Below are 18,950 nucleotides of genomic sequence, written 5' to 3'. Positions count from 1 at the left end.
CTTTCTCTGATTTCACAGTAACAAGGCTGTTCATACTTAAATACCCACTTATTTAATTAAAAGGTCAAAGGGTTACATAGTTTTTTGCCATTCTTTACTACGATCAGTAGCTCTTTGACTACACTAATTGAAAGATTTAATCGTTTAGTCGGAAAGGTACTAGTCCAATGCCTATTCCTGAGCAAGTTCAAAAACTGCTGGAAAGTGAGCATATTTCATATGGTATTACAGGACATGAGCAAATTATGAGGCCAGCTAACACCCTCCCACCTAATGTCGCAGTGTCTGTTGTGTTAGAGGATGAAGAAGGGAAACTACAACTTATCTTTCCTCATGATCACCTCATTGACTTAAACACATTAAATGAGCGTTTGGGTCGTAACCTGACAGCCATTGCTCCAGAAAAACTACAACATATTCTGCAAAGCCAAGGGGTTGATGCATTACCAGGTATTCCACAATTAACGGGTTTTGCAACGATTGTTGATGATCGTTTATTCGAGCATAACGAGCTTTATTTAGAGTCGGGCCAGCTAGGTCACTTTATCAAAATAAGAATGGCTGATTTTAAACAAATCCTGCAAAATGCGACCCCCATGCAAGTAACAGAAAAACTTCCTAATAGGCCACTTACTACTGATGCAAATACCGATGTTAAAGAATTAACCTTAGCCGTAGAAAATTTTACTTCGCTTCGGATCAAGCAACGGCTGGAACAAACCATAGAAATTCCACCATTACCTGAAACGGCACAACGAATTATTAAACTTCGCGTCGACCCAAATGCAGCCGTTAAAGACCTTGTTGATATTGTTGAACGCGATCCAAGTCTCGCAGCACAAGTCGTAAGCTGGGCCTCCTCTCCTTACTATGCCGCACCTGGCAGGGTCCGCTCTATTGAAGATGCAATTATTAGGGTTCTTGGTTTTGATTTAGTGATTAATCTGGCGATTGGTCTATCGCTAGGCAAGGCCTTACAACCTCCAAAAGATCACCCTCATGGTTTCACTCCTTATTGGCATCAGGCCGCCTTTACAGCAACAGCCGTTGAATCTCTGGTACGTCAAATTCCCTTAAAAAAACGTCCAGAGCTTGGACTTTCATATCTATGTGGTCTGCTCCATAATTTTGGCTATTTAGTGTTAGCCTATGTTTTTCCACCTTATTTTTCACTGATTTGTCGCCATATCGAAGCCAACCCACATATTAATCATGTTGATATTGAGCGACATATCATTGGCGTGTCTCGGGACCAAATCGGTGGCTGGTTAATGCAGATTTGGGACATGCCTGAGGAAGTTTGCACCGCAATCCGTTATCAAAACGAAGCCGAGTACTCTCGTGATCATCAGGAATATCCACATTTATTAAATATCACTGGGCGGCTTTTACGTCAGCATGGTATAGGTGATGCTCCTGATGAAGGCATTATTCCTCAATTATATGAGTATTTAGAGCTAAATCCTGCAAATGCAGCTAATGCTGTTGCTTCAATTGTTGAGTGTGAAAGTGAAATTGAACAACTTAGTCAGTTTTTTAAATCAGCCTAATTATCGAGGTATCCAATATTTAGCGATTCCCTGAAACCACATAACCTGACTAAGATCGCCCGTCACAATTAATTGTTTTTCTTGAATAGCTTGCATAAAAGCAAGCTGAGCATTTTTGGCGGTTAATACGGCAAGCCCCGTTCCTGCATCCTTGAAAGAAATAGCAAAGTCATGTTGATCAGCTACACCTGACTTACTCAAAATTTGCTGATTTTCAATAATAAAATGGCGAGCAACACGTTGGTCATCTGTCTGAAATTGCACCGTTAATTGTTTATCGTCTAATTTATTGCGTAATTTTTCATTACGCTTGCTGGCACGCCCCATTAATAACCCCATTATCCATAACAACAATTTCAGCTTTATCATATTATTTCACTCATTCACTGTTTCTTTTAATTGTTTACCTGCTTTAAAACTCACTGTATTTGTTGCAGGAATGTCAATAGGTTGGCCTGTTTGTGGATTTTTTCCAATCCGTGCCTTTCGATGCTTCCTGGAAAAAGAACCAAAGCCAATGAGAACAACATCTTCTTCTCGGCTAAGCGCTAATAAAATTTCATCAAGTATTGTGGTCAATACTTGAGATGCTTGCTCTTTCGTCATTGACGTCTGATCGGCAATTTCAGAAATTAATTCTGGCTTATGCACACGTTATCCCCCACTATTTTTAAGCGCCATTTATTAAGAGGTGCTGATTTAGTTTGATGAAGATATACCTTTTGCTATAGCTATTCTTTCGACGTTGTTATTTCCAAAAATGAAGCACTCAAGGTATTAATTAACTCGTTGATAGTTTTTTATTTAATGCATATTTTTCTTTTACATATTGCCCTGTTAATGCATATCCTAATAATTTTTCTTCTTGCACAAAGCAAGCTCTTAAGTCCAAGCCTTCACCATGAATCTGCCATTGTCCCAAACTACCTTTAGGCGGTGGACATACCACAACAGGGCAAATAGGTGTTTTAACCCCCACAGGCATAGGCCCATAACGTAACGGAGTCGGATGGCCTGCTAAGGTACGTGCTAACGTTTTGGCACATGCCATGAGAGGTGCGACATACAACAATACATGTCCATCTACCTCTGCACAGTCCCCCAATGCAAATACATCAGGCTCAGATGTTTCCAATAAATGATTCACCTGAATGCCCTCATTGACAGTTAACCCTGCTTCCAATGCCATAGAAATATGTGGCTTAATACCTATAGCGGATAACACCACATCCACATGAACAAGCTTGCCGCTATTAAGGACTAACTCAAGCCCGCCATCCGTGCGATTAACTTCTGCCAAGCCTATTCCAAAATGAAAGTGTACACCTAGCGCTTGCAGACAAACTTGCAATGGCGCAGCCACATCGGGTGGTAAAAGCTTTGGCATCAGAGTATGACTTTGAGAAATCATCTCCACATGATGCTCAGAGGCAGCTAAATCATTTGCAAACTCACACCCCACTAAACCACTACCCACAATAGCAACACGCTTTTTACCGGATATCGCCTTACGAAAAACCTCATAGGTCTGCAAATTGTTAACAGAGTAAATTTCCTCAATCCCATCCCCTTCAACTTCAAGCTGAAATACATCAGCCCCCCACGCTAAAACTAATTGTCGATAACGTAGTTCATCTCTTCCTATTTTGATCAGATGATGTTGTGGATCAATGGCCGTCACACGGGTATTGGTCAGGATAGAAGCATTTAACTGTTCTGCCATTTCATTAGCATCTGCCGAATCAATTTGTTTCCGGCTCATACCGATAGACAGCATTGGCTTAGAGTAATAGCGACCATCGTCAGCTGTGATTAATGTAAGCGGCGAATGGGGATCATGCTTTCTGAATTCTTTTGCAAGAGTATAACCCGCTAACCCAGTTCCGATAATAATGAGCGGTTCCATGGCAAGTTTGACCTGTTGTTTTATTATTTTTTAATAATTAACACTTCCCAATATTATTCAAGAAGAATCATTTCAAAGTCTTGTTTGCTTACACCACAGTCAGGACAAACCCAGTCTTCAGATATATCTTCCCATCGTGTTCCAGGGGGAATATCATCATCGGGCCAACCATCCGCCTCATCATAAACAAAGCCACAGACTGTACACTGCCACTTACGAAATGCTTCCATGCTCACACAAGTACCTCTCTAAACCATTATTGATGGCTAAAGCCAGAATAACGTATGGTTTGTAGTGGTTCCAGATGAAACCAATGACTCTATTGTCACGTAATTAACCAATGCCAACAGGAAAATTAACTTTCTACGGTTTACACCTTGCAACATCAATCATATTCAAGCATCCTGCTGCGAATTATGAACTTCAATCACTACCCTAAAATGCAGTTTATTAGTGAACGTTTATGGCACCCTACCCACGTATGGCATGCTCAAGATCCATTATGCCCACGTCTTAAATACTGGTTAAATCATCCTGGTTCATTGACGGATCGACTGACTAACCACTTTAATAGCAAGACCACTGTTCATCTGCTTAACCAACAGTGGATGACAGCATCTGAAGAAGAACAGCAGTATCTGGGTATAAAACCTGACACGTTAACCAATATTCGAGAAATTACGCTTTTTGTCAGACAGCAGCCTTGTATATTGGCGCGTACTGTTATTCCTAAAGAAACCCTAAGTGATGATTACCAAGAACTACTTACCTTAAATGAGCAGCCTCTAGGCCATTTTTTGTTTAGTAAAACCAGTATTAAACGTTTACCACAATTTGAGCTGACAAGGGTGAATACCACTGAGTTACCCATTTCCCACAACCTACCATTACCCCCTGAACAAGTGTGGGGCCGCCGGTCGAAGTTTTTACTTGGTCAACAACCACTGATGATCACTGAGTATTTCTTACCCTTTTTGCTTCACAGCATCCAAAATGAACAAATTGGCAACCCCGCTGCAAGTGATATACTAACCTCCTCATCGCCTTCTAATGATCATTAAAACAACGTCAATATGCGTGTAATCCAGCAACAGTGGCCCCGCCTATGGGCTTATAGTCAACTTATGCGGCTAAACCGCCCTATTGGTACCTACCTTTTACTTTGGCCCACACTATGGAGTCTCTGGATTGCCGCACAGGGATTTCCCAATATCGACCTGATCATTATTTTTTCATTAGGTGTTTTTTTAATGCGCAGTGCAGGCTGTGTCATCAATGACTTTGCTGATCGACACTTGGATGGGCATGTAAAGCGAACTCAGCTACGCCCATTGATTACTGGAAAAGCCTCAGCAACAGAAGCAATTTGGCTATTTTTTGTTTTAGTACTACTTTCATTTCTACTGGTTTTGCAAACTAACGCCTATACCATACTGCTCTCATTTGGTGCGCTTGCACTTGCAACCTGCTACCCATTTATGAAGCGATATACCCACTTCCCGCAAGTTGTGCTGGGAGCAGCGTTCTCTTGGAGCATTCCAATGGCATTTTCTGCACAAACAGGTGAATTATCAGTGACTACCTGGTTGCTTTATGCCGCGAATTTGTCATGGACAGTAGCCTATGATACCCAGTACGCTATGGTTGATCGTGATGATGATTTGCAAATCGGTATAAAGTCCACTGCAATATTGTTTGGTCATGCGGATAATCTGATTATTGCCATTTTACAGCTGCTTGCATTACTGTTAATGGTTATTGTAGGCATTATCCAACAGCTTGACTGGCCATTCTATACTGGTCTTATTGCTGCTAGTTTGCTATTTATTTACCAGCACTACTTGACACATGGACGTAACAGAGAGCGTTGTTTTCTTGCGTTCTTGAATAATCATTGGGTCGGATTACTCATTTTCCTGGGCACTATGACTGCTTTTTGGTAACAGTTAGGACCATTTGGCATATCTGTTAAATGCCTAAAAGGTTTCAATCAATAGCCTTTTAATTGTCATTTAATTGTAACAAACAGTCTGTGTAATGAGTTGCTGACCCGTAGAGCGAAGAGAAGGCTTGAACATGGTTGGCAAAAAAATACTTATTGTTGATGATGAAGCCCCAATCAGGGAAATGATTGCAGTCGCCCTAGAAATGGCTGGCTATGAATGTCTGGAAGCAGACAATACACAAGATGCGCACGGTATTATCATTGACAAAAAGCCAGACCTAATTCTGCTGGACTGGATGTTACCTGGTACCAGTGGAATAGAATTGGCTCGGCGCTTACGAAGGGACGAAATGACGGCTGGCATTCCTATCATTATGCTGACCGCTAAAGGAGAAGAAGATAATAAAATACAAGGCTTAGAGGTTGGTGCAGATGACTATATCACTAAACCATTCTCACCACGCGAACTCGTTGCTCGCCTAAAAGCAGTCTTACGCCGTTCAGGTGCTCAAGAACCACAAGAACCCATTCGAGTTGAAGGACTTGAGCTTGACCCTGTCAGCCACCGAGTAACAATCAATGGCAAACCTACTGATATGGGTCCCACTGAATATCGCCTGCTACAATTTTTTATGACTCATCAAGAACGTGCCTATACCCGTAGTCAACTGCTTGATCAAGTATGGGGAGGCAATGTTTATGTTGAGGAGCGTACTGTTGATGTCCATATCCGCCGCCTGCGTAAAGCATTAGGTAATGGCCATGACCGCTTGATACAAACGGTACGTGGTACGGGTTATCGTTTTTCCACCAAAGGTTAGTCAGTATAGATTGGTAAACCATGCCACAACGATTGTTTTTTGGGGCAGTCATTGTAGTCATCTTTGGGCTTGCCATTGATGAGCTTGCTTGGACCCTAGTTGTAACTTTGAGTAGTTATCTCTTCTGGACCCTAGTACAGGTTTATAAATTAAACCATTGGCTTCAGGAAAGTGAGCTCACCAATAATGAACCACCAGAAAGTCGAGGTATCTGGGGAGAAATCTTTGATGCTATCTACCGACTCCAACGGAGCCATCAAAAGTCCCGTGCTCGCTTACAAGCGGTTATTGATAGAGTACAAGACTCAACGGCAGCACTCTCTGATGCAGTAGTTATGATTGACAGCCATGGTAATTTGGAGTGGTGGAACCATGCCGCTGAAAAGCTATTAGGATTTCGTTCACCTGTAGACCGTGGTCAGCTCATCACCAATCTGATTCGTGATCCTGTATTTTGTAAATACTTTGAAGAAAAGCGCTATGCAGATCCATTAGAGATACCTTCACCTATCACAGAGCAAATCCACCTACTCTTTACGATTACACTATTTGGTCGAAATGATAGGTTACTGTTAGCGCGGGATATCACACGATTACATAACCTTGAGCAAATGCGTAAAGACTTTGTCGCCAATGTATCTCATGAATTACGTACACCTCTGACAGTTATCCGCGGTTATTTAGAAACTTTTGCAGATAATGCTGATAGCCTGCCTGAACGATGGCTCCGAGCAATTCACCAAATGCAACAGCAATCTGATCGGATGGAAAATCTGGTTAGTGATTTATTACTGTTATCTCGTTTAGAAACCAGTGATAAAATTAGTGACCCTCAAGAAGTCAATATAGAAAAACTACTCACTAATATTATCAATGATGCTAAAGCCCTTAGTGGTGAAAAACAGCATAAAATCAGTTTTGTCTGTAATCCAAATGCTATTTTAATGGGGTACGAACGAGAGCTTCATAGTGCATTTTCTAACTTGATTTTCAATGCTGTCAAATACACACCGCCTAAAGGTGCTATCAATGTGTACTGGTGGGAAGATGAAAAAGGAGCACACCTATCAGTGATGGATGATGGTGTTGGTATCGACCCCAAACATATTCCACGCCTGACAGAACGCTTTTATCGGGCAGATGCCAGTCGATCGAAAATGACCGGAGGAACGGGATTGGGACTCGCGATAGTCAAGCATGTTCTACTGCGACATTATGGACGTCTTGAAATCATCAGTGAATTAAGTAAAGGCAGCACATTCACCTGTCATTTTTCCCCTCAACACTTGATGGAAAATGCAGCTTGAAAGTCTCATTCTGATTAAAGAAGTGACCCTACTTATTATCCTTTACAGATCACCTTAATTAGTATCACCCTTTACTTAACATGCAATAGAAGACAGTTATTTGTTTATGGCAAACGGAGAGGTTAAGTTGTCAATAAGTATGCATAAAATTTAGATAATACCAACCTATAGCCTTTGCTTGTTAGACAATCACCCAATCATGCCATACCTACTTTTTATTAAGATATTTTCATTCCATTCAACTCTATCTATCTTAAAACGCCCCTAGATAAAACAAACTAAGAGTATCCTTTCAGCCATATTGTCTAACAAACTAATTAACACAAAAAAACAATAACAAACATGTTGTATACATTTTAAATATTTATATAATGACAATTGGATCTGAAGTCATGATATGTTGATCTGGGTATACATTTAACCAATGTTATCAGGTATGTTAACAATACAACATGACCTTGCAATAACCGCTATCCAAAATCAACTGTTAGATGTAGCACGTTATTAATAAACCTGCTTAGTGTATATAGGAGGCATACAGCTACAACAAATGATTTATAAGGGTGATAATAATGAAGAAGGTAAATCATATGCCCTAAAAATCATTGTCAACTAAATAATTATCTATATACATAAAACCCTAAAGTGATCCAAAAAGATAACAGCTAATAATAAAAAAATAAGCTTTGGGCAGAGTACTCAAATAGCTTTATAAGATAATAAAAGCACACGAGGAGGGAGAACACATGCTGATACAACAGGAGTAATCTCCACACATTTATCGTAGGGAAACAGGAGATCTTTATATGGCACAGGCAAACACACTTTCTCACGACTCCCCTTTGCTTAATCGACTATATGCCTGGGCAAAAGAGCGCTTTCCATTAGCCAACGCCTTATTAGCAATATCACTATACTTAGCAATTTCAGCTATAGCCAAACACAGCTCATCAGACGCGATACCAATATGGCATGATATTACCAATTGTTTTGCAGCGGTAAGTATTTTTTTATTATTGCGAATTCTTGATGAACATAAAGACTATAAAATCGATAATACCTTCCATGCTGATCGTGTTCTACAACAAGGGTATATTAGCTTATATCATCTAAAAGTACTTGGTGTTATTGCGTTTATTATCACTGGCTTATCAACCTTAGTTGTAGAAAGCAATGATTTATACTCTTTACAGTCCTGGTTATTAATGCTTGGCTGGTTAACACTGATGACATTTGAGTTTTTCAGCTCTAAGTGGCTTAACCAACACCTCATTAGCTATAGTTTTTCACATATGCTAATTATGCCTCTTATTGGCTTGTGGTTTTATTTTCTAGCAGGTTATAGCTCAACTAACTTAAGTTTAATTTCTCTAATTATGTTCCTCTTCTTCTTTTCAGGTTTTTCATTCGAATTTGTTCGGAAAACAAAACCAAGTGAAGAAGAAAATAAAAACATTCCAACTTACTCATCCGTTTTAGGTATATCGCAAGCTATCACTTTAGTTGTCTGCTGCGTATTTGCTGTAAGTCTCTTTGCTATACTGTTGATTTATTACTTTTTAACAAATCATTGGTGGGTTTACACTATTATTATTGGTACATCCCTACTATGCTTATTGTCTCTTACCCGATTTTTAATCTCACCAAGTATACAAGCTCGTCGATACAATGAAGCTGCCGTAGGCATTCATATTCTTTGTAGCTTATGGATGATCATAATTTCAAGTCTGACTAGTTAAGGTAATAATACAATACATTAATAGCTAATCTCAGCAACTAAGTATGCAATGAGCTATATAAGTTATTATGGAGAAAACCTACTTTTGATTGTTTAACAGTATTCCTGCTATAAGGTGTTTTACTCAACAAAACAAGCTGATAGCAGTAAACTACGATATTAAACAATATCTTTTACATATAACTTAATGAAAGAATTGCAAATTCTTTTACTGGTAAAAAACCCATAAAATCATATCAAAACATATAGCTTTTTGTGAGAAAAAATAACGTAAGAATACTCTAGGTAGGGTATAAAATAGCAGGAAAGGATGTATGACTGCACCCAAAATTGTAATACCAAAAACGTCCGAAGAACCTTTAGAGCTAACTAGCACACACTCATTAGAAAGAATTCCTGCGCGTGGCCGTTATACTGAAGAAGCAAGACAAACTCGTTTAGACTTCCTAAAAGAAAAGTCAGGACAGCTGTTTAATAGAGTAGGAAAAACGTCCTTAAGAGCAGATCAACTAAGGTTTAATATAGAAAATTTTGTTGGCTCAGTAGAAGTACCTATTGGGCTTGCTGGTCCACTTTTATTTAATGGACAGCATGCAACAGGCACTATTTACACACCATTAGCAACGACAGAGGGTGCTCTTGTTGCTTCAGCTACGCGTGGAGCTACCGCCATTTCTAAAAGCGGTGGTGTTAGCACTGCCGTATTGTCTCAACGAATGATCCGCACACCTTTTTTTAAGTTTGACTGTCTGACAAGTGCCTTACATTTTTCGGAGTGGCTTAGAAAACATTTTATTGCCATTAAAGAAAAAACACGCCAACGTTCTCGACATGCCGAACTAATAGAATTAAAGCCATTAATTTTAGGGCGTATTATTCATTTAAATTTTATCTATCAAACAGGTGATGCCTCTGGGCAAAACATGACAACCAGTTGCACTTGGCATGCATGCCAGTGGATTTTGCAAGAGTATCAGCCCCGCCATACTATCGAACAATTTTTTATTGAAGCTAACTTAGCCAGTGATAAAAAAACATCTTATCAAAGTTTTTTGTCTGGACGAGGCACACGCGTTATTGCTGAAGCTCATATTCCAGAAACTGTCTTACAACGAATATTAAAAGTTTCAGCCAAGGATTTAGTTTCAGCTTATCAAGCTGGCGTCACTGGTAGCATACAAGCAGGTATTCCAGGTGTTAATGCTAACGTAGCCAATATTATTGCTGCTATTTTCACAGCCACTGGACAAGATATTGCGTGCGTTCATGAGTCCAGCCTGGCACACCTTCATATTGAACAAACGGAACAAGGGATTTATGCCTGCATGTTATTACCAGGCTTGGTGGTGGGTACTGTGGGTGGTGGTACTGGCCTACCTCATCAACAAGAGTGTCTTGCACTATTAGGCTGTGCAGGAAGTCACCAGTCAGCGCGCTTTGCTGAGATCATTGCAGGGTTTTGTCTGTCACTTGACCTTTCAACACTGTCGGCTATCGCCAGTGGTCAGTTTGCTGCAGCACATGATCGTTTAGGCAGAAATCGTCCGATAAAATTCTTACGAAAAGAAGAACTAACGCCTTCTTTTTTTCAAGCGCATATGGGAGAGCATTTCAAAGCGTTAGAACATATAAAAATTAGCGAAACTCCCTGTCATGCAGAAAGTATTGTCTGCCGCTTAACATCAGAACATACCACTAAGTTTCTTGGTTTATTACCTGCCAGTTTATATTTCCAGCACCAACACCAGCCACTTCAGGTCATGTTGAAAATTAAGCCGACTGATGAAGAAGCTATTCACACGCTTCAGACCTTGGCTCAATTCTGTGATCCACGCTTGGCAGAAGAAATAAAACGTGCGGGTGGTACTACTTTCTTCAAAGGCTGTCACCAGCGGGAAATGCAACTTTATCAGCTCAACGACTCTTGTTTTACAGATATAGCCCCCCAATGCTTTGGTCAATACCAAAACCAAGAGCGAGAAATTTACCTATTGGTACTGGAATGGTTGGATTCATTAACACTGATGAATACCGTTGATGACCTGGCTGGCTGGCATGAGGCACATATCACGACTGCAATCAAAGATATCGCTGAGTTTCACGGCTTATTTCTAGGACAAGAACAGCAGGTTTTCGAACAGTTCAATCTCTGCGTAATGAACCAAACAAAAATGGTACAGCTTCAGCCTCTTTGGCGGCTATTGCAAAACCATGGATTTAATGAGTTTCCCGAGTGGTTTACTGAGCAAGATCAGCAACAGCTAAAACTTATCTTAGAAAACCTGCCTATGTGGTGGGGCATTTTAGATCGACAACCCAAAACACTTATTCATGGTGATTTTAATCCACGCAATTTAGCGTTTCGTGAAACCAGCAACCAACTGAAGCTATGTGCTTGGGACTGGGAGTTAGCCACCTGGCACTTACCACAACGTGACTGCGTTGAGCTGTTAGCATTTACCTTAAAACCAGAACAGGTAACGCCAGCCTATTTACTGAAGTTCAGTGAATTCCACCGCCAGCAACTGGAACAAGCTACAAAGATGACTCTAGATAAAACCCAGTGGCACTTGGGTTTTCATTACAGTTTATTGGATTTTACTGTTAACCGGCTTGCTCACTACTGGCTGGCAAATACCCTGCAGGATTATCCATTTATGACCCGCCTGACGGCAACGACCTTAGCCATGATCAATGCATTGGAATCTACTGCAACTCAAGCTTGGGGGAATGCATCATGATGGTTAATACGACCTATGAGCATATGGTCATGGATGCGCAAGCAGCTTGCAGTGCGGATAAAAACCTGCTGGGAGGCAAAGCTTATAACCTGGCTTGGCTAACCCGTAATCAGTATCAAGTGCCAGCATGGATCGTATTAACAACCACCTCTTTTGAGCAACAACTTGCCTATTGCCAGCTCACTGACCAGGTCCGCGCTTTAGATCAGCTATCACCGACTGAACAGCGAGAGCAATGTGCTCTCATACGACAAAAACTTGCTGCCTCAAACCTTGCACCTAATTTAGCATCAAAACTCAAACATTATTTAGCTGAGCTACCTAAAGGCCGATTAGCCGTTCGCTCTTCTGCCGCAGATGAGGACTCAACCACTTTATCATTTGCAGGTCAGTTAGATTCTTTTATTTGCCTGGAAGACTATCCAGATATCGCTAAGGCCGTTATTAATGTCATGGTAAGTGGCTTTGGTGAGCGTGCTGTTCGCTATCGTCAACAGCATCAGCGGTCTCTTTCCCAAACAACGCTCGCTGTCATTGTGCAAACTATGGTCGAAGGGGAGTACTCTGGTGTTTTCTTTACTGCACACCCAATAAATGGCAGCCGCAAGCAAGGGCTTATTTCAGCTTGCCATGGCTTAGCTGAAGGCGTAGTAGCAGGTACTGCGGATTGTGATGAGTTTACTGTCGACTTATTCAGTGAGGAGATCAAACCTCAGATCCATCAAAAACAGTTCCAAATTGTCTATGCCCAAACGATAGGTCAAGGCACCGAACGCACCAGCGTCCCCGAGGTATTGCAAGAAAAACCCTGTTTATCACCTCAACAAATTCAGCTCATTAAGCAGCAAGGGTTTCAGGTTGCTCAGCAACTGGGCCGTCCACAAGACTTAGAGTGGACTATTGTTCATGATCAGCTCTATTGGTTGCAGACACGACCTATTACTTCACTTCCTGCACCAGAACAACCCATTGGAAAAAGGCAGGTTTGGGATAACTCAAATATCCAGGAAAGTTACTGTGGTATCACGCTACCACTCACCTTTACCTTCGCATTACGTGCCTATCAAACCGTCTATCAGCAAACTTTTCAGTTATTAGGCGTATCCAAAAGCAAGCTACAAGCGCTACAGCCCGCCTTAAGTAATATGTTGGGTCTGATACAAGGACGGGTTTATTACAATATCAACCACTGGTATGCCGCTCTCCAGATTCTACCAGGCTTCAAAACCAATAAAGCGGATATGGAACGGATGATGGGTCTACAAGACCCAGTGGATTTTATTGAAAGCCAACCAGACAATTGGCGCCAGCGCCTGACCCGCTTACCAGACAGCCTACATGCACTCAGCAGGTTATGCTGGGGCTTTATGACTATGGATAAACGCGTCAGAGACTTTGAATCTCACTTTAAAAGCACTTATCAACAAGTCAATCGAGCGTTACTGCACACCCAGCCCATTGCAGAGCTGATGGCACAAGCAGAGTGGCTACAACGCCAGCTGCTAGATAACTGGCAAGCACCCATAATCAATGACTTTATGGTGATGATGACCAATGGCCGCTTGCACCGCCAGTTGCAAGCATTGGGAATCGACAATGCAGAGGCATTACAAAACAATTTGCTTGCTGGTGAAACCCTTGCCAGTACTGAGCCTACCAAGCATCTCATGAAGTTATGTGACTACATCCGTAACAAGCCAGGATTGGCTCGACTGCTAACGGGATTAGCCAATGATGAAGTGATGCCTGCCATTCAATACTGTTATCCTGAATTTTATAAACGTTGTCAGGACTATATAGAAGCATTTGGCGACCGTTGCATGGGTGAGCTGAAACTAGAATCAACCACCCTCCGCCAAGACCCGCACTTCTTAGTCGCTCTGCTAAAAAACTACACCGCTAACCCAAACCTTAACTTATCAACACTGGGCAAAACCGAGCGAAATCTACGAACGCAAGCAGAATCAACCCTTCGCCAACAACTTATGTTGCAGCCTCTAGGTAAATATCGCTGGCGTTATCACCGCATTTGGAAACTACTTAATTTATGGCGAAAAGCGGTAAAAAATCGAGAAAGTATGCGGCTTGCAAGAACCCGCGCGATAGGACTAATACGTGACATTTATCGTGAAATAGGCCAGCAGCTTGCTTTTTATGGTGTGATTGCTGAGCCTGAGGATATTTTTTATTTAACCGTTACTGAGTTAGAACAGTACATGCAAGGTACAACAGTACAGACTCAGTGGCAGTCACTGGTAACCACACGAAAAGCAGAATACAGCGAATACCAGCAGCAGGATTTACCCCACCACTTTCAAACTGTAGGACCTGTTTACTTACATAATGAATTTAAAGCAAAGACACTATCGAGCTTTGATAAAGCAGTACCTCATGGTGCAAACGCTTCATCAGAAAACCAGCAATTAAAAGGTATTGGCTGCTATCCTGGCGTGGTTACTGCCCCTATCAAAAAAATATTCAGCCCTAACGATGACTTGGATTTACAAGGGCATATCCTCTGTACAGTGCGTACTGACCCTGGTTGGGCGCCGCTATTTCCTACCGCAGCAGGCATACTCGTAGAGCGAGGCTCAACGTTGTCCCACTCTGCTGTTGTTGCCCGAGAACTGGGTATACCCGCCATTGTTAATATTCCAGGCCTTACTCAACAACTTGAAACGGGGCAGTGGGTCACGATGGATGGCACAACAGGCCACATTCAGCTGCAGCAAAGCCCACTCACCACCAAGCAAATACATGCTGAACTTAACACACAGTCAGAAGACGCAGACCAGAAAACAAATAAAGCTAAAGCAGTGCTAGAGGAGACGTCAGTATGATTAATACTACAACAGATTCTCTAGCTTCTACTAACCAGGCGCTGCCTTTTAGTCTAACGGATACTGCTTTTGAAATTACTGGCAAAGCTCTCTATGCTAAACCTTGGTTAGCAGACCAACCACTACCCGAAGCCTTCCTCTCTCTGCCCAACCACATATATCAAAAAGAGCCTTACTGGATTCCTGAGCAGCAAGCCTACATACAACAACTATTTTCTATTAAAAATCCTTATTTTCAGGCTGGTCAGGCATGGCTTGGTGTTATGCCTAATGAAAGTCGTTTGGCAGGTTTTTATCACCCTCAGCAAGTCGTTGATGGACAACCAACGGCGTATTTCGGCTTTTGGGAAACCACAGAACAGTTGCATACTAATGAGGCCTTATTTGACCAACTGGAGGTCTGGGCTAAAGCACAAGGGGCAACGCAGTTATTAGGACCTATTAACTTCTCAACCTTTGGCCGTTATCGACTGCGCTTATCTCATTTTGATACATCCTATTTTCCAAGTGAGCCCTGGAATCCCTATTATTACGCTCCTTTACTCACAGAGCTTGGCTTTAAACAACACACGACCTATCACAGTAAATTTACCCATCAGCTGCAGTTTAATGCACAACAAAATGAACAGCTCAGAGAGAAGCTAAATAAACGTTTATCATCCCGCTTTCAACTCAGTCCACTGACGAGTGAGCGCTTACATCAATTACAAGACAGGTTATACCCTTTAGTTGAGCATACGTTCTCTCACAACCTGGCTTATACCTCAATCAACCCTCAGCTATTTAAATCGCACATTTTGCAACCTTTAGCCAGCCGGCTCTGCCCTCATTCCTCGTGGCTGGCTACAGATAAAAGGAATGGAGAGGTAGTTGGTTTTGTGGTATGCACCCCCGATTATGGACCCATTCTGAATCAGGACTACCAACGTAACCATCCTGACAGGAAACCGCTCAATCAACAGCAATTGAACTACCCCCAACACACATCGCTACTAAATGATCCTGTTTGCCTGATTAAAACGGCTGGCGTTTTACCCAATCATCAGCATCGAGGCATTGCTGCCTGGTTATGTCTGACGGCAGCGCATGCTATTCGCCAACACTATCATGGTATGGGAGCCGTCCTGATTAGAGATGACAATGCATCAGCAAAACTAGCCAGCCTGCTATGTGATGGACCTGATTGTGAAACGCATCAGTATGGCTTGTTCTGCAAGTCACTCCATCCCTGTCAAATTCCACCCTGCATGACTACCAAGGAGTAAGGCTATGTCAGCAGCACCTATTGCCAATACAAAAATAACGAATGCGGCACAGTTGCCATTACAAACGATGGCACAATTTCCAGAACAAACGGCTTTACTGTTACTTAATAAACTGGATGACTCCAAGAAAGGCAATAAAGCCATAAGTTATGGACAACTAAATCAACATATTCAACAACTTCAGCACGCTCTCACTCAATCGGGGTTTAAAGCCGGAGACCGCATTGTTGTTTTACTAAGACCCAGTATTAACCTTTATGCACTGCTAATTGCATTACTCAGTTTGGGGCTGGTTGTTGTATTTATCGACCCTAAAATGGGCAGTAAGCGCATTGGGCAAACACTCCGAAAAAGCCAATGTAAAGCCATTATTGGCGGACGCCGGTTACTGCGTTGGCGATGGCTAATGCCTACACTGTGGCAAATTCCTGCGGTGAGTATTGAGGAATTACTGCAGCCTCAGCAACCCGCACATCAAAGCCATACCACTTCTTACAGAGACTGCACAGACAGTGATAATGCGCTTATTACCTATACATCGGGTAGCACTGGTTTGCCAAAGGGTGCAGCTCGTACTCACCAGAGCCTGATTACCCAGCATCAAGCCTTAGAAAAACTGTGGCGAGACCAATCTGGCACTACCGTCATGACTCAGCTACCCGTCATGGCTCTGCACTTTCTAAGCAGTGGCGTCAGTACCTTTTTTGTTAATCTCAACGGTAATCTACTTACGCCAAATCAACTGCAATTGCTTGTACAAAAAGCCAAGCAACAACAAGTCACTAGGATTATTGGCTTTCCCAAACTTGTCGAAATACTCACACGTGAGTTACTCGCCAAAGAACAAATTTGGACGGAGATTAATTACATCGCCATTGGAGGTAGTAGTGTTTCAGTCAGGTTATGCCGACAAATGAAGCTGGCCTTTCCTAATGCACGTATTGAAGTCATTTATGGTGCAACTGAAGCTGAACCTATTAGTAGCGCTTCTATTGATGAAATTATTAACGAAAGCATGCCAAATGGTTATCTGGTGGGTAAACCCGCTTCCGTCGCTGAAGTCTTAATTGTCCCCACTATGGACTCAGCCAAAGGACTGGATGAGGGGACTTTATTAGCTCGAAAACTTCCCCCAGGAGTGATTGGTGAGGTACTGGTAAAAGGGCCACACGTTATTAAGCAATATGTTGATAACGATGAGTTAACTCAATCACTTAAGATTCCAACCACTGATGGTCAGGTATGGCACCGTACAGGAGATAGTGGCTATTTCGATGGCCGTGGCCGGTTATGGCTGACAGGCCGTATCAAAGACATCATCGAACTGGCCAACATGACCATTTACCCCTACCCGCTTGAATGCCGAGTAGAAATGCTTCCAGGTGTTATTAACAGTGTACTGATTGCCTGCCGAGGCAAAGCAACACTGGCCTTGGTGACCTCCGCCAAAGCAGATCGACAGCACATTACTGATGAAGTACAACGTATTTGCCAGCAGCTTGAGGTTCCTCTACCCAGGTTATGCTGGGTTAATCAACTGCCTCTTGATAATCGTCACCATAGCAAAGTCGATCGCCAGTTATTACGCCAACAACTGAGCTAGCGAAGCAAAGGAGTTTTGCCCATGGACAGCCCTCATCCTTTTTTTCTGGTCCGTCTGAATGCTGTTGACTGGTTGACCCTATCAGGTGTTGTCTGGATCAGCTTAAGTATTGGACTCATGCTTTCTGGACACTTTGCGCTGGCATTGAGCTGTATGTGTCTGGCCATGCTTTGCGATGCTTTTGATGGGCTACTGGCTCGCCGGCTCAAAACAGAACGTCCTTTTGGCCGCTACCTTGATGGTTTTGTTGACATACTGGATTACCTGGTGGCCCCCATGCTGTTTCTCTACTTACTGGGGTTTTCTCACCCATTTCATGTCATCGCCATTATTACCTTTATTGCTGCGGGCATCGTTCGTCTGGCTGTTTTTAATGAGATAGGTAATGTTAAAAATGCAGAGCAATCACTTGCCTATCTAGGCTTGCCCGTCTTTTGGAGTGTACTGCTCCTGTTGGTGGTCTACCCTCTTTACCTATGGTTTGGCAATGCGCCCTTTAACATACTTGCCTTGCTACTCCTGGCAATGTCTCTGGCAATGGTCAGCCGCTATACCTTTCATAAGTTTCGCAATGCCAAACTTATGTTGGCCGTATTAGGAGGAAGTGCATTCGTTTTGCTTTTGGTGGATATCTACCAGCACCAAACTCTGTCCACTTATCAACAGCAGTTAACACTTTCAACTCTCCTGTTATGGCCACTCCAACTTATCTTACCTGTTGTCATTGGTGGCATTGGTCATATGTGGAGTGTTAAACGGCAGCATCTACCGAATCTCACCAAGCCAATTCATAGCAAGTGGTTCGGTGCCAATAAAACCTGGCGTGGTGTGGTACTGATGTCAGCCTATACCGGGGGCGCAGCCTGGCTAAGCTACCCGCTATGGACTGTGTTTAATCTTACACCGCCTTGGGATAGCCTTACTTTTGCGGTTATCGGCTGCGAACTTGGCCTTGCTTATACCCTGGCTGAACTGCCTAATTCCTGGTTAAAACGGCGTTGTAATATCCCACCTGGTGGTGCTGCTGACCAAACCAGCTCATATCGCTGGCTCTTCATTGGCCTTGACCAACTGGATTCCACCCTTGGCATCTGCCTGTTCACTGGTTTAGTGCTTGGTTTACCGGTTAGCACCTGCATTATTATCTTTATTGCTGGTCCGCTAACAGCATTGCTTGTTAAACGCTGGCTTTATCGTAAACAACTTAAAAGTAGCCAGTTCTAGGAGGGAATGA

The 18,950-nt window shown here is 42.4% G+C and carries 15 protein-coding genes; 11 read left to right on the top strand and 4 right to left on the bottom strand.

Annotated elements, in window-relative coordinates; translation table 11 throughout:
* Positions 1–167: 167 nt before the first annotated feature.
* Positions 168–1,550 carry an HDOD domain-containing protein gene (locus KCG35_RS13565; RefSeq protein ID WP_215820331.1) on the top strand — a complete coding sequence of 461 codons (1,383 nt, stop codon included), beginning with the start codon at positions 168–170 and terminating at the stop codon, positions 1,548–1,550.
* Here the strand turns inward: KCG35_RS13565 and KCG35_RS13560 are convergent, their stop codons facing one another.
* The 4 genes from KCG35_RS13560 to KCG35_RS13545 all read right to left on the bottom strand — a co-directional run bounded on the left by KCG35_RS13560 (position 1,551) and on the right by KCG35_RS13545 (position 3,686).
* A complete protein-coding gene (locus KCG35_RS13560; RefSeq protein WP_215820329.1) occupies positions 1,551–1,919 on the bottom strand; it encodes a helicase in 369 nt (122 codons plus the stop codon).
* 6 nt (positions 1,920–1,925) lie between these two features.
* Entirely contained in the window at positions 1,926–2,201 is a 276-nt protein-coding gene (locus tag KCG35_RS13555) for an HU family DNA-binding protein (RefSeq protein ID WP_215820327.1), read from the bottom strand.
* 130 nt (positions 2,202–2,331) lie between these two features.
* Positions 2,332–3,456 carry an FAD-dependent oxidoreductase gene (locus tag KCG35_RS13550; protein ID WP_215820325.1) on the bottom strand — a complete coding sequence of 375 codons (1,125 nt, stop codon included), beginning with the start codon at positions 3,454–3,456 and terminating at the stop codon, positions 2,332–2,334.
* A gap of 53 nt (positions 3,457–3,509) precedes the next feature.
* A complete protein-coding gene (locus KCG35_RS13545) occupies positions 3,510–3,686 on the bottom strand; it encodes a rubredoxin (RefSeq protein ID WP_215820346.1) in 177 nt (58 codons plus the stop codon).
* 186 nt (positions 3,687–3,872) lie between these two features.
* Here KCG35_RS13545 and KCG35_RS13540 point away from each other — a divergent pair, with 186 nt between their 5' ends.
* The 10 genes from KCG35_RS13540 (at position 3,873) to KCG35_RS13495 (ending at position 18,940) form a co-directional block, all read left to right on the top strand.
* Entirely contained in the window at positions 3,873–4,517 is a 645-nt protein-coding gene (locus KCG35_RS13540; RefSeq protein ID WP_215820323.1) for a chorismate--pyruvate lyase family protein, read from the top strand.
* A 12-nt stretch (positions 4,518–4,529) separates the two neighbouring features.
* Entirely contained in the window at positions 4,530–5,399 is an 870-nt protein-coding gene (gene ubiA / locus KCG35_RS13535; RefSeq protein WP_215820321.1) for a 4-hydroxybenzoate octaprenyltransferase, read from the top strand.
* A 133-nt stretch (positions 5,400–5,532) separates the two neighbouring features.
* Complete coding sequence (gene phoB, locus KCG35_RS13530; protein ID WP_027707294.1) at positions 5,533–6,222, top strand: phosphate regulon transcriptional regulator PhoB; 690 nt, start codon at positions 5,533–5,535, stop codon at positions 6,220–6,222.
* 20 nt (positions 6,223–6,242) lie between these two features.
* Entirely contained in the window at positions 6,243–7,529 is a 1,287-nt protein-coding gene (phoR, locus tag KCG35_RS13525; protein ID WP_215820319.1) for a phosphate regulon sensor histidine kinase PhoR, read from the top strand.
* An 806-nt stretch (positions 7,530–8,335) separates the two neighbouring features.
* Entirely contained in the window at positions 8,336–9,268 is a 933-nt protein-coding gene (locus tag KCG35_RS13520; RefSeq protein ID WP_215820317.1) for a UbiA prenyltransferase family protein, read from the top strand.
* A gap of 313 nt (positions 9,269–9,581) precedes the next feature.
* Positions 9,582–12,008, top strand: a complete 2,427-nt coding sequence (locus KCG35_RS13515) for a hydroxymethylglutaryl-coenzyme A reductase family protein (protein ID WP_215820315.1) — start codon at positions 9,582–9,584, stop codon at positions 12,006–12,008.
* Positions 12,005–14,848, top strand: coding sequence for a PEP/pyruvate-binding domain-containing protein (locus tag KCG35_RS13510; RefSeq protein ID WP_215820313.1), 2,844 nt, complete (start codon positions 12,005–12,007; stop codon positions 14,846–14,848). Before KCG35_RS13515 ends, KCG35_RS13510 begins: the two co-directional genes overlap by 4 nt.
* Positions 14,845–16,113, top strand: coding sequence for a GNAT family N-acetyltransferase (locus tag KCG35_RS13505; protein WP_215820311.1), 1,269 nt, complete (start codon positions 14,845–14,847; stop codon positions 16,111–16,113). The genes KCG35_RS13510 and KCG35_RS13505 overlap by 4 nt, the downstream gene beginning before the upstream one ends.
* Positions 16,114–16,117: 4 nt before the next feature.
* Positions 16,118–17,716: an AMP-binding protein gene (locus tag KCG35_RS13500; RefSeq protein WP_215820309.1), complete on the top strand. Its 1,599-nt coding sequence runs from the start codon at positions 16,118–16,120 to the stop codon at positions 17,714–17,716.
* 21 nt (positions 17,717–17,737) lie between these two features.
* Positions 17,738–18,940 carry a CDP-alcohol phosphatidyltransferase family protein gene (locus KCG35_RS13495; protein ID WP_215820307.1) on the top strand — a complete coding sequence of 401 codons (1,203 nt, stop codon included), beginning with the start codon at positions 17,738–17,740 and terminating at the stop codon, positions 18,938–18,940.
* The last annotated feature ends 10 nt before the right edge of the window (positions 18,941–18,950 follow it).

The sequence above is a fragment of the Zooshikella harenae genome (assembly GCF_018837975.1).
GTDB lineage: Bacteria > Pseudomonadota > Gammaproteobacteria > Pseudomonadales > Zooshikellaceae > Zooshikella > Zooshikella harenae.
The sequence above is the reverse complement of the archived record's forward strand: the minus strand, read 5'-3'. Positions and strand labels throughout refer to the sequence as shown.

Excerpts from the sequence above, each read along its gene's own strand:
- phoR (WP_215820319.1), top strand. The coding sequence starts at position 6,243 with ATGCCACAACGATTGTTTTTTGGGGCAGTCATTGTAGTCATCTTTGGG.
- KCG35_RS13505 (WP_215820311.1), top strand. The coding sequence starts at position 14,845 with ATGATTAATACTACAACAGATTCTCTAGCTTCTACTAACCAGGCGCTG.
- KCG35_RS13545 (WP_215820346.1), bottom strand. The coding sequence starts at position 3,686 with ATGGAAGCATTTCGTAAGTGGCAGTGTACAGTCTGTGGCTTTGTTTAT.
- KCG35_RS13510 (WP_215820313.1), top strand. The coding sequence starts at position 12,005 with ATGATGGTTAATACGACCTATGAGCATATGGTCATGGATGCGCAAGCA.
- phoB (WP_027707294.1), top strand. The coding sequence starts at position 5,533 with ATGGTTGGCAAAAAAATACTTATTGTTGATGATGAAGCCCCAATCAGG.
- KCG35_RS13515 (WP_215820315.1), top strand. The coding sequence starts at position 9,582 with ATGACTGCACCCAAAATTGTAATACCAAAAACGTCCGAAGAACCTTTA.
- KCG35_RS13565 (WP_215820331.1), top strand. The coding sequence starts at position 168 with ATGCCTATTCCTGAGCAAGTTCAAAAACTGCTGGAAAGTGAGCATATT.
- KCG35_RS13500 (WP_215820309.1), top strand. The coding sequence starts at position 16,118 with ATGTCAGCAGCACCTATTGCCAATACAAAAATAACGAATGCGGCACAG.
- KCG35_RS13540 (WP_215820323.1), top strand. The coding sequence starts at position 3,873 with ATGAACTTCAATCACTACCCTAAAATGCAGTTTATTAGTGAACGTTTA.
- KCG35_RS13520 (WP_215820317.1), top strand. The coding sequence starts at position 8,336 with ATGGCACAGGCAAACACACTTTCTCACGACTCCCCTTTGCTTAATCGA.
- ubiA (WP_215820321.1), top strand. The coding sequence starts at position 4,530 with ATGCGTGTAATCCAGCAACAGTGGCCCCGCCTATGGGCTTATAGTCAA.
- KCG35_RS13550 (WP_215820325.1), bottom strand. The coding sequence starts at position 3,456 with ATGGAACCGCTCATTATTATCGGAACTGGGTTAGCGGGTTATACTCTT.
- KCG35_RS13495 (WP_215820307.1), top strand. The coding sequence starts at position 17,738 with ATGGACAGCCCTCATCCTTTTTTTCTGGTCCGTCTGAATGCTGTTGAC.
- KCG35_RS13560 (WP_215820329.1), bottom strand. The coding sequence starts at position 1,919 with ATGATAAAGCTGAAATTGTTGTTATGGATAATGGGGTTATTAATGGGG.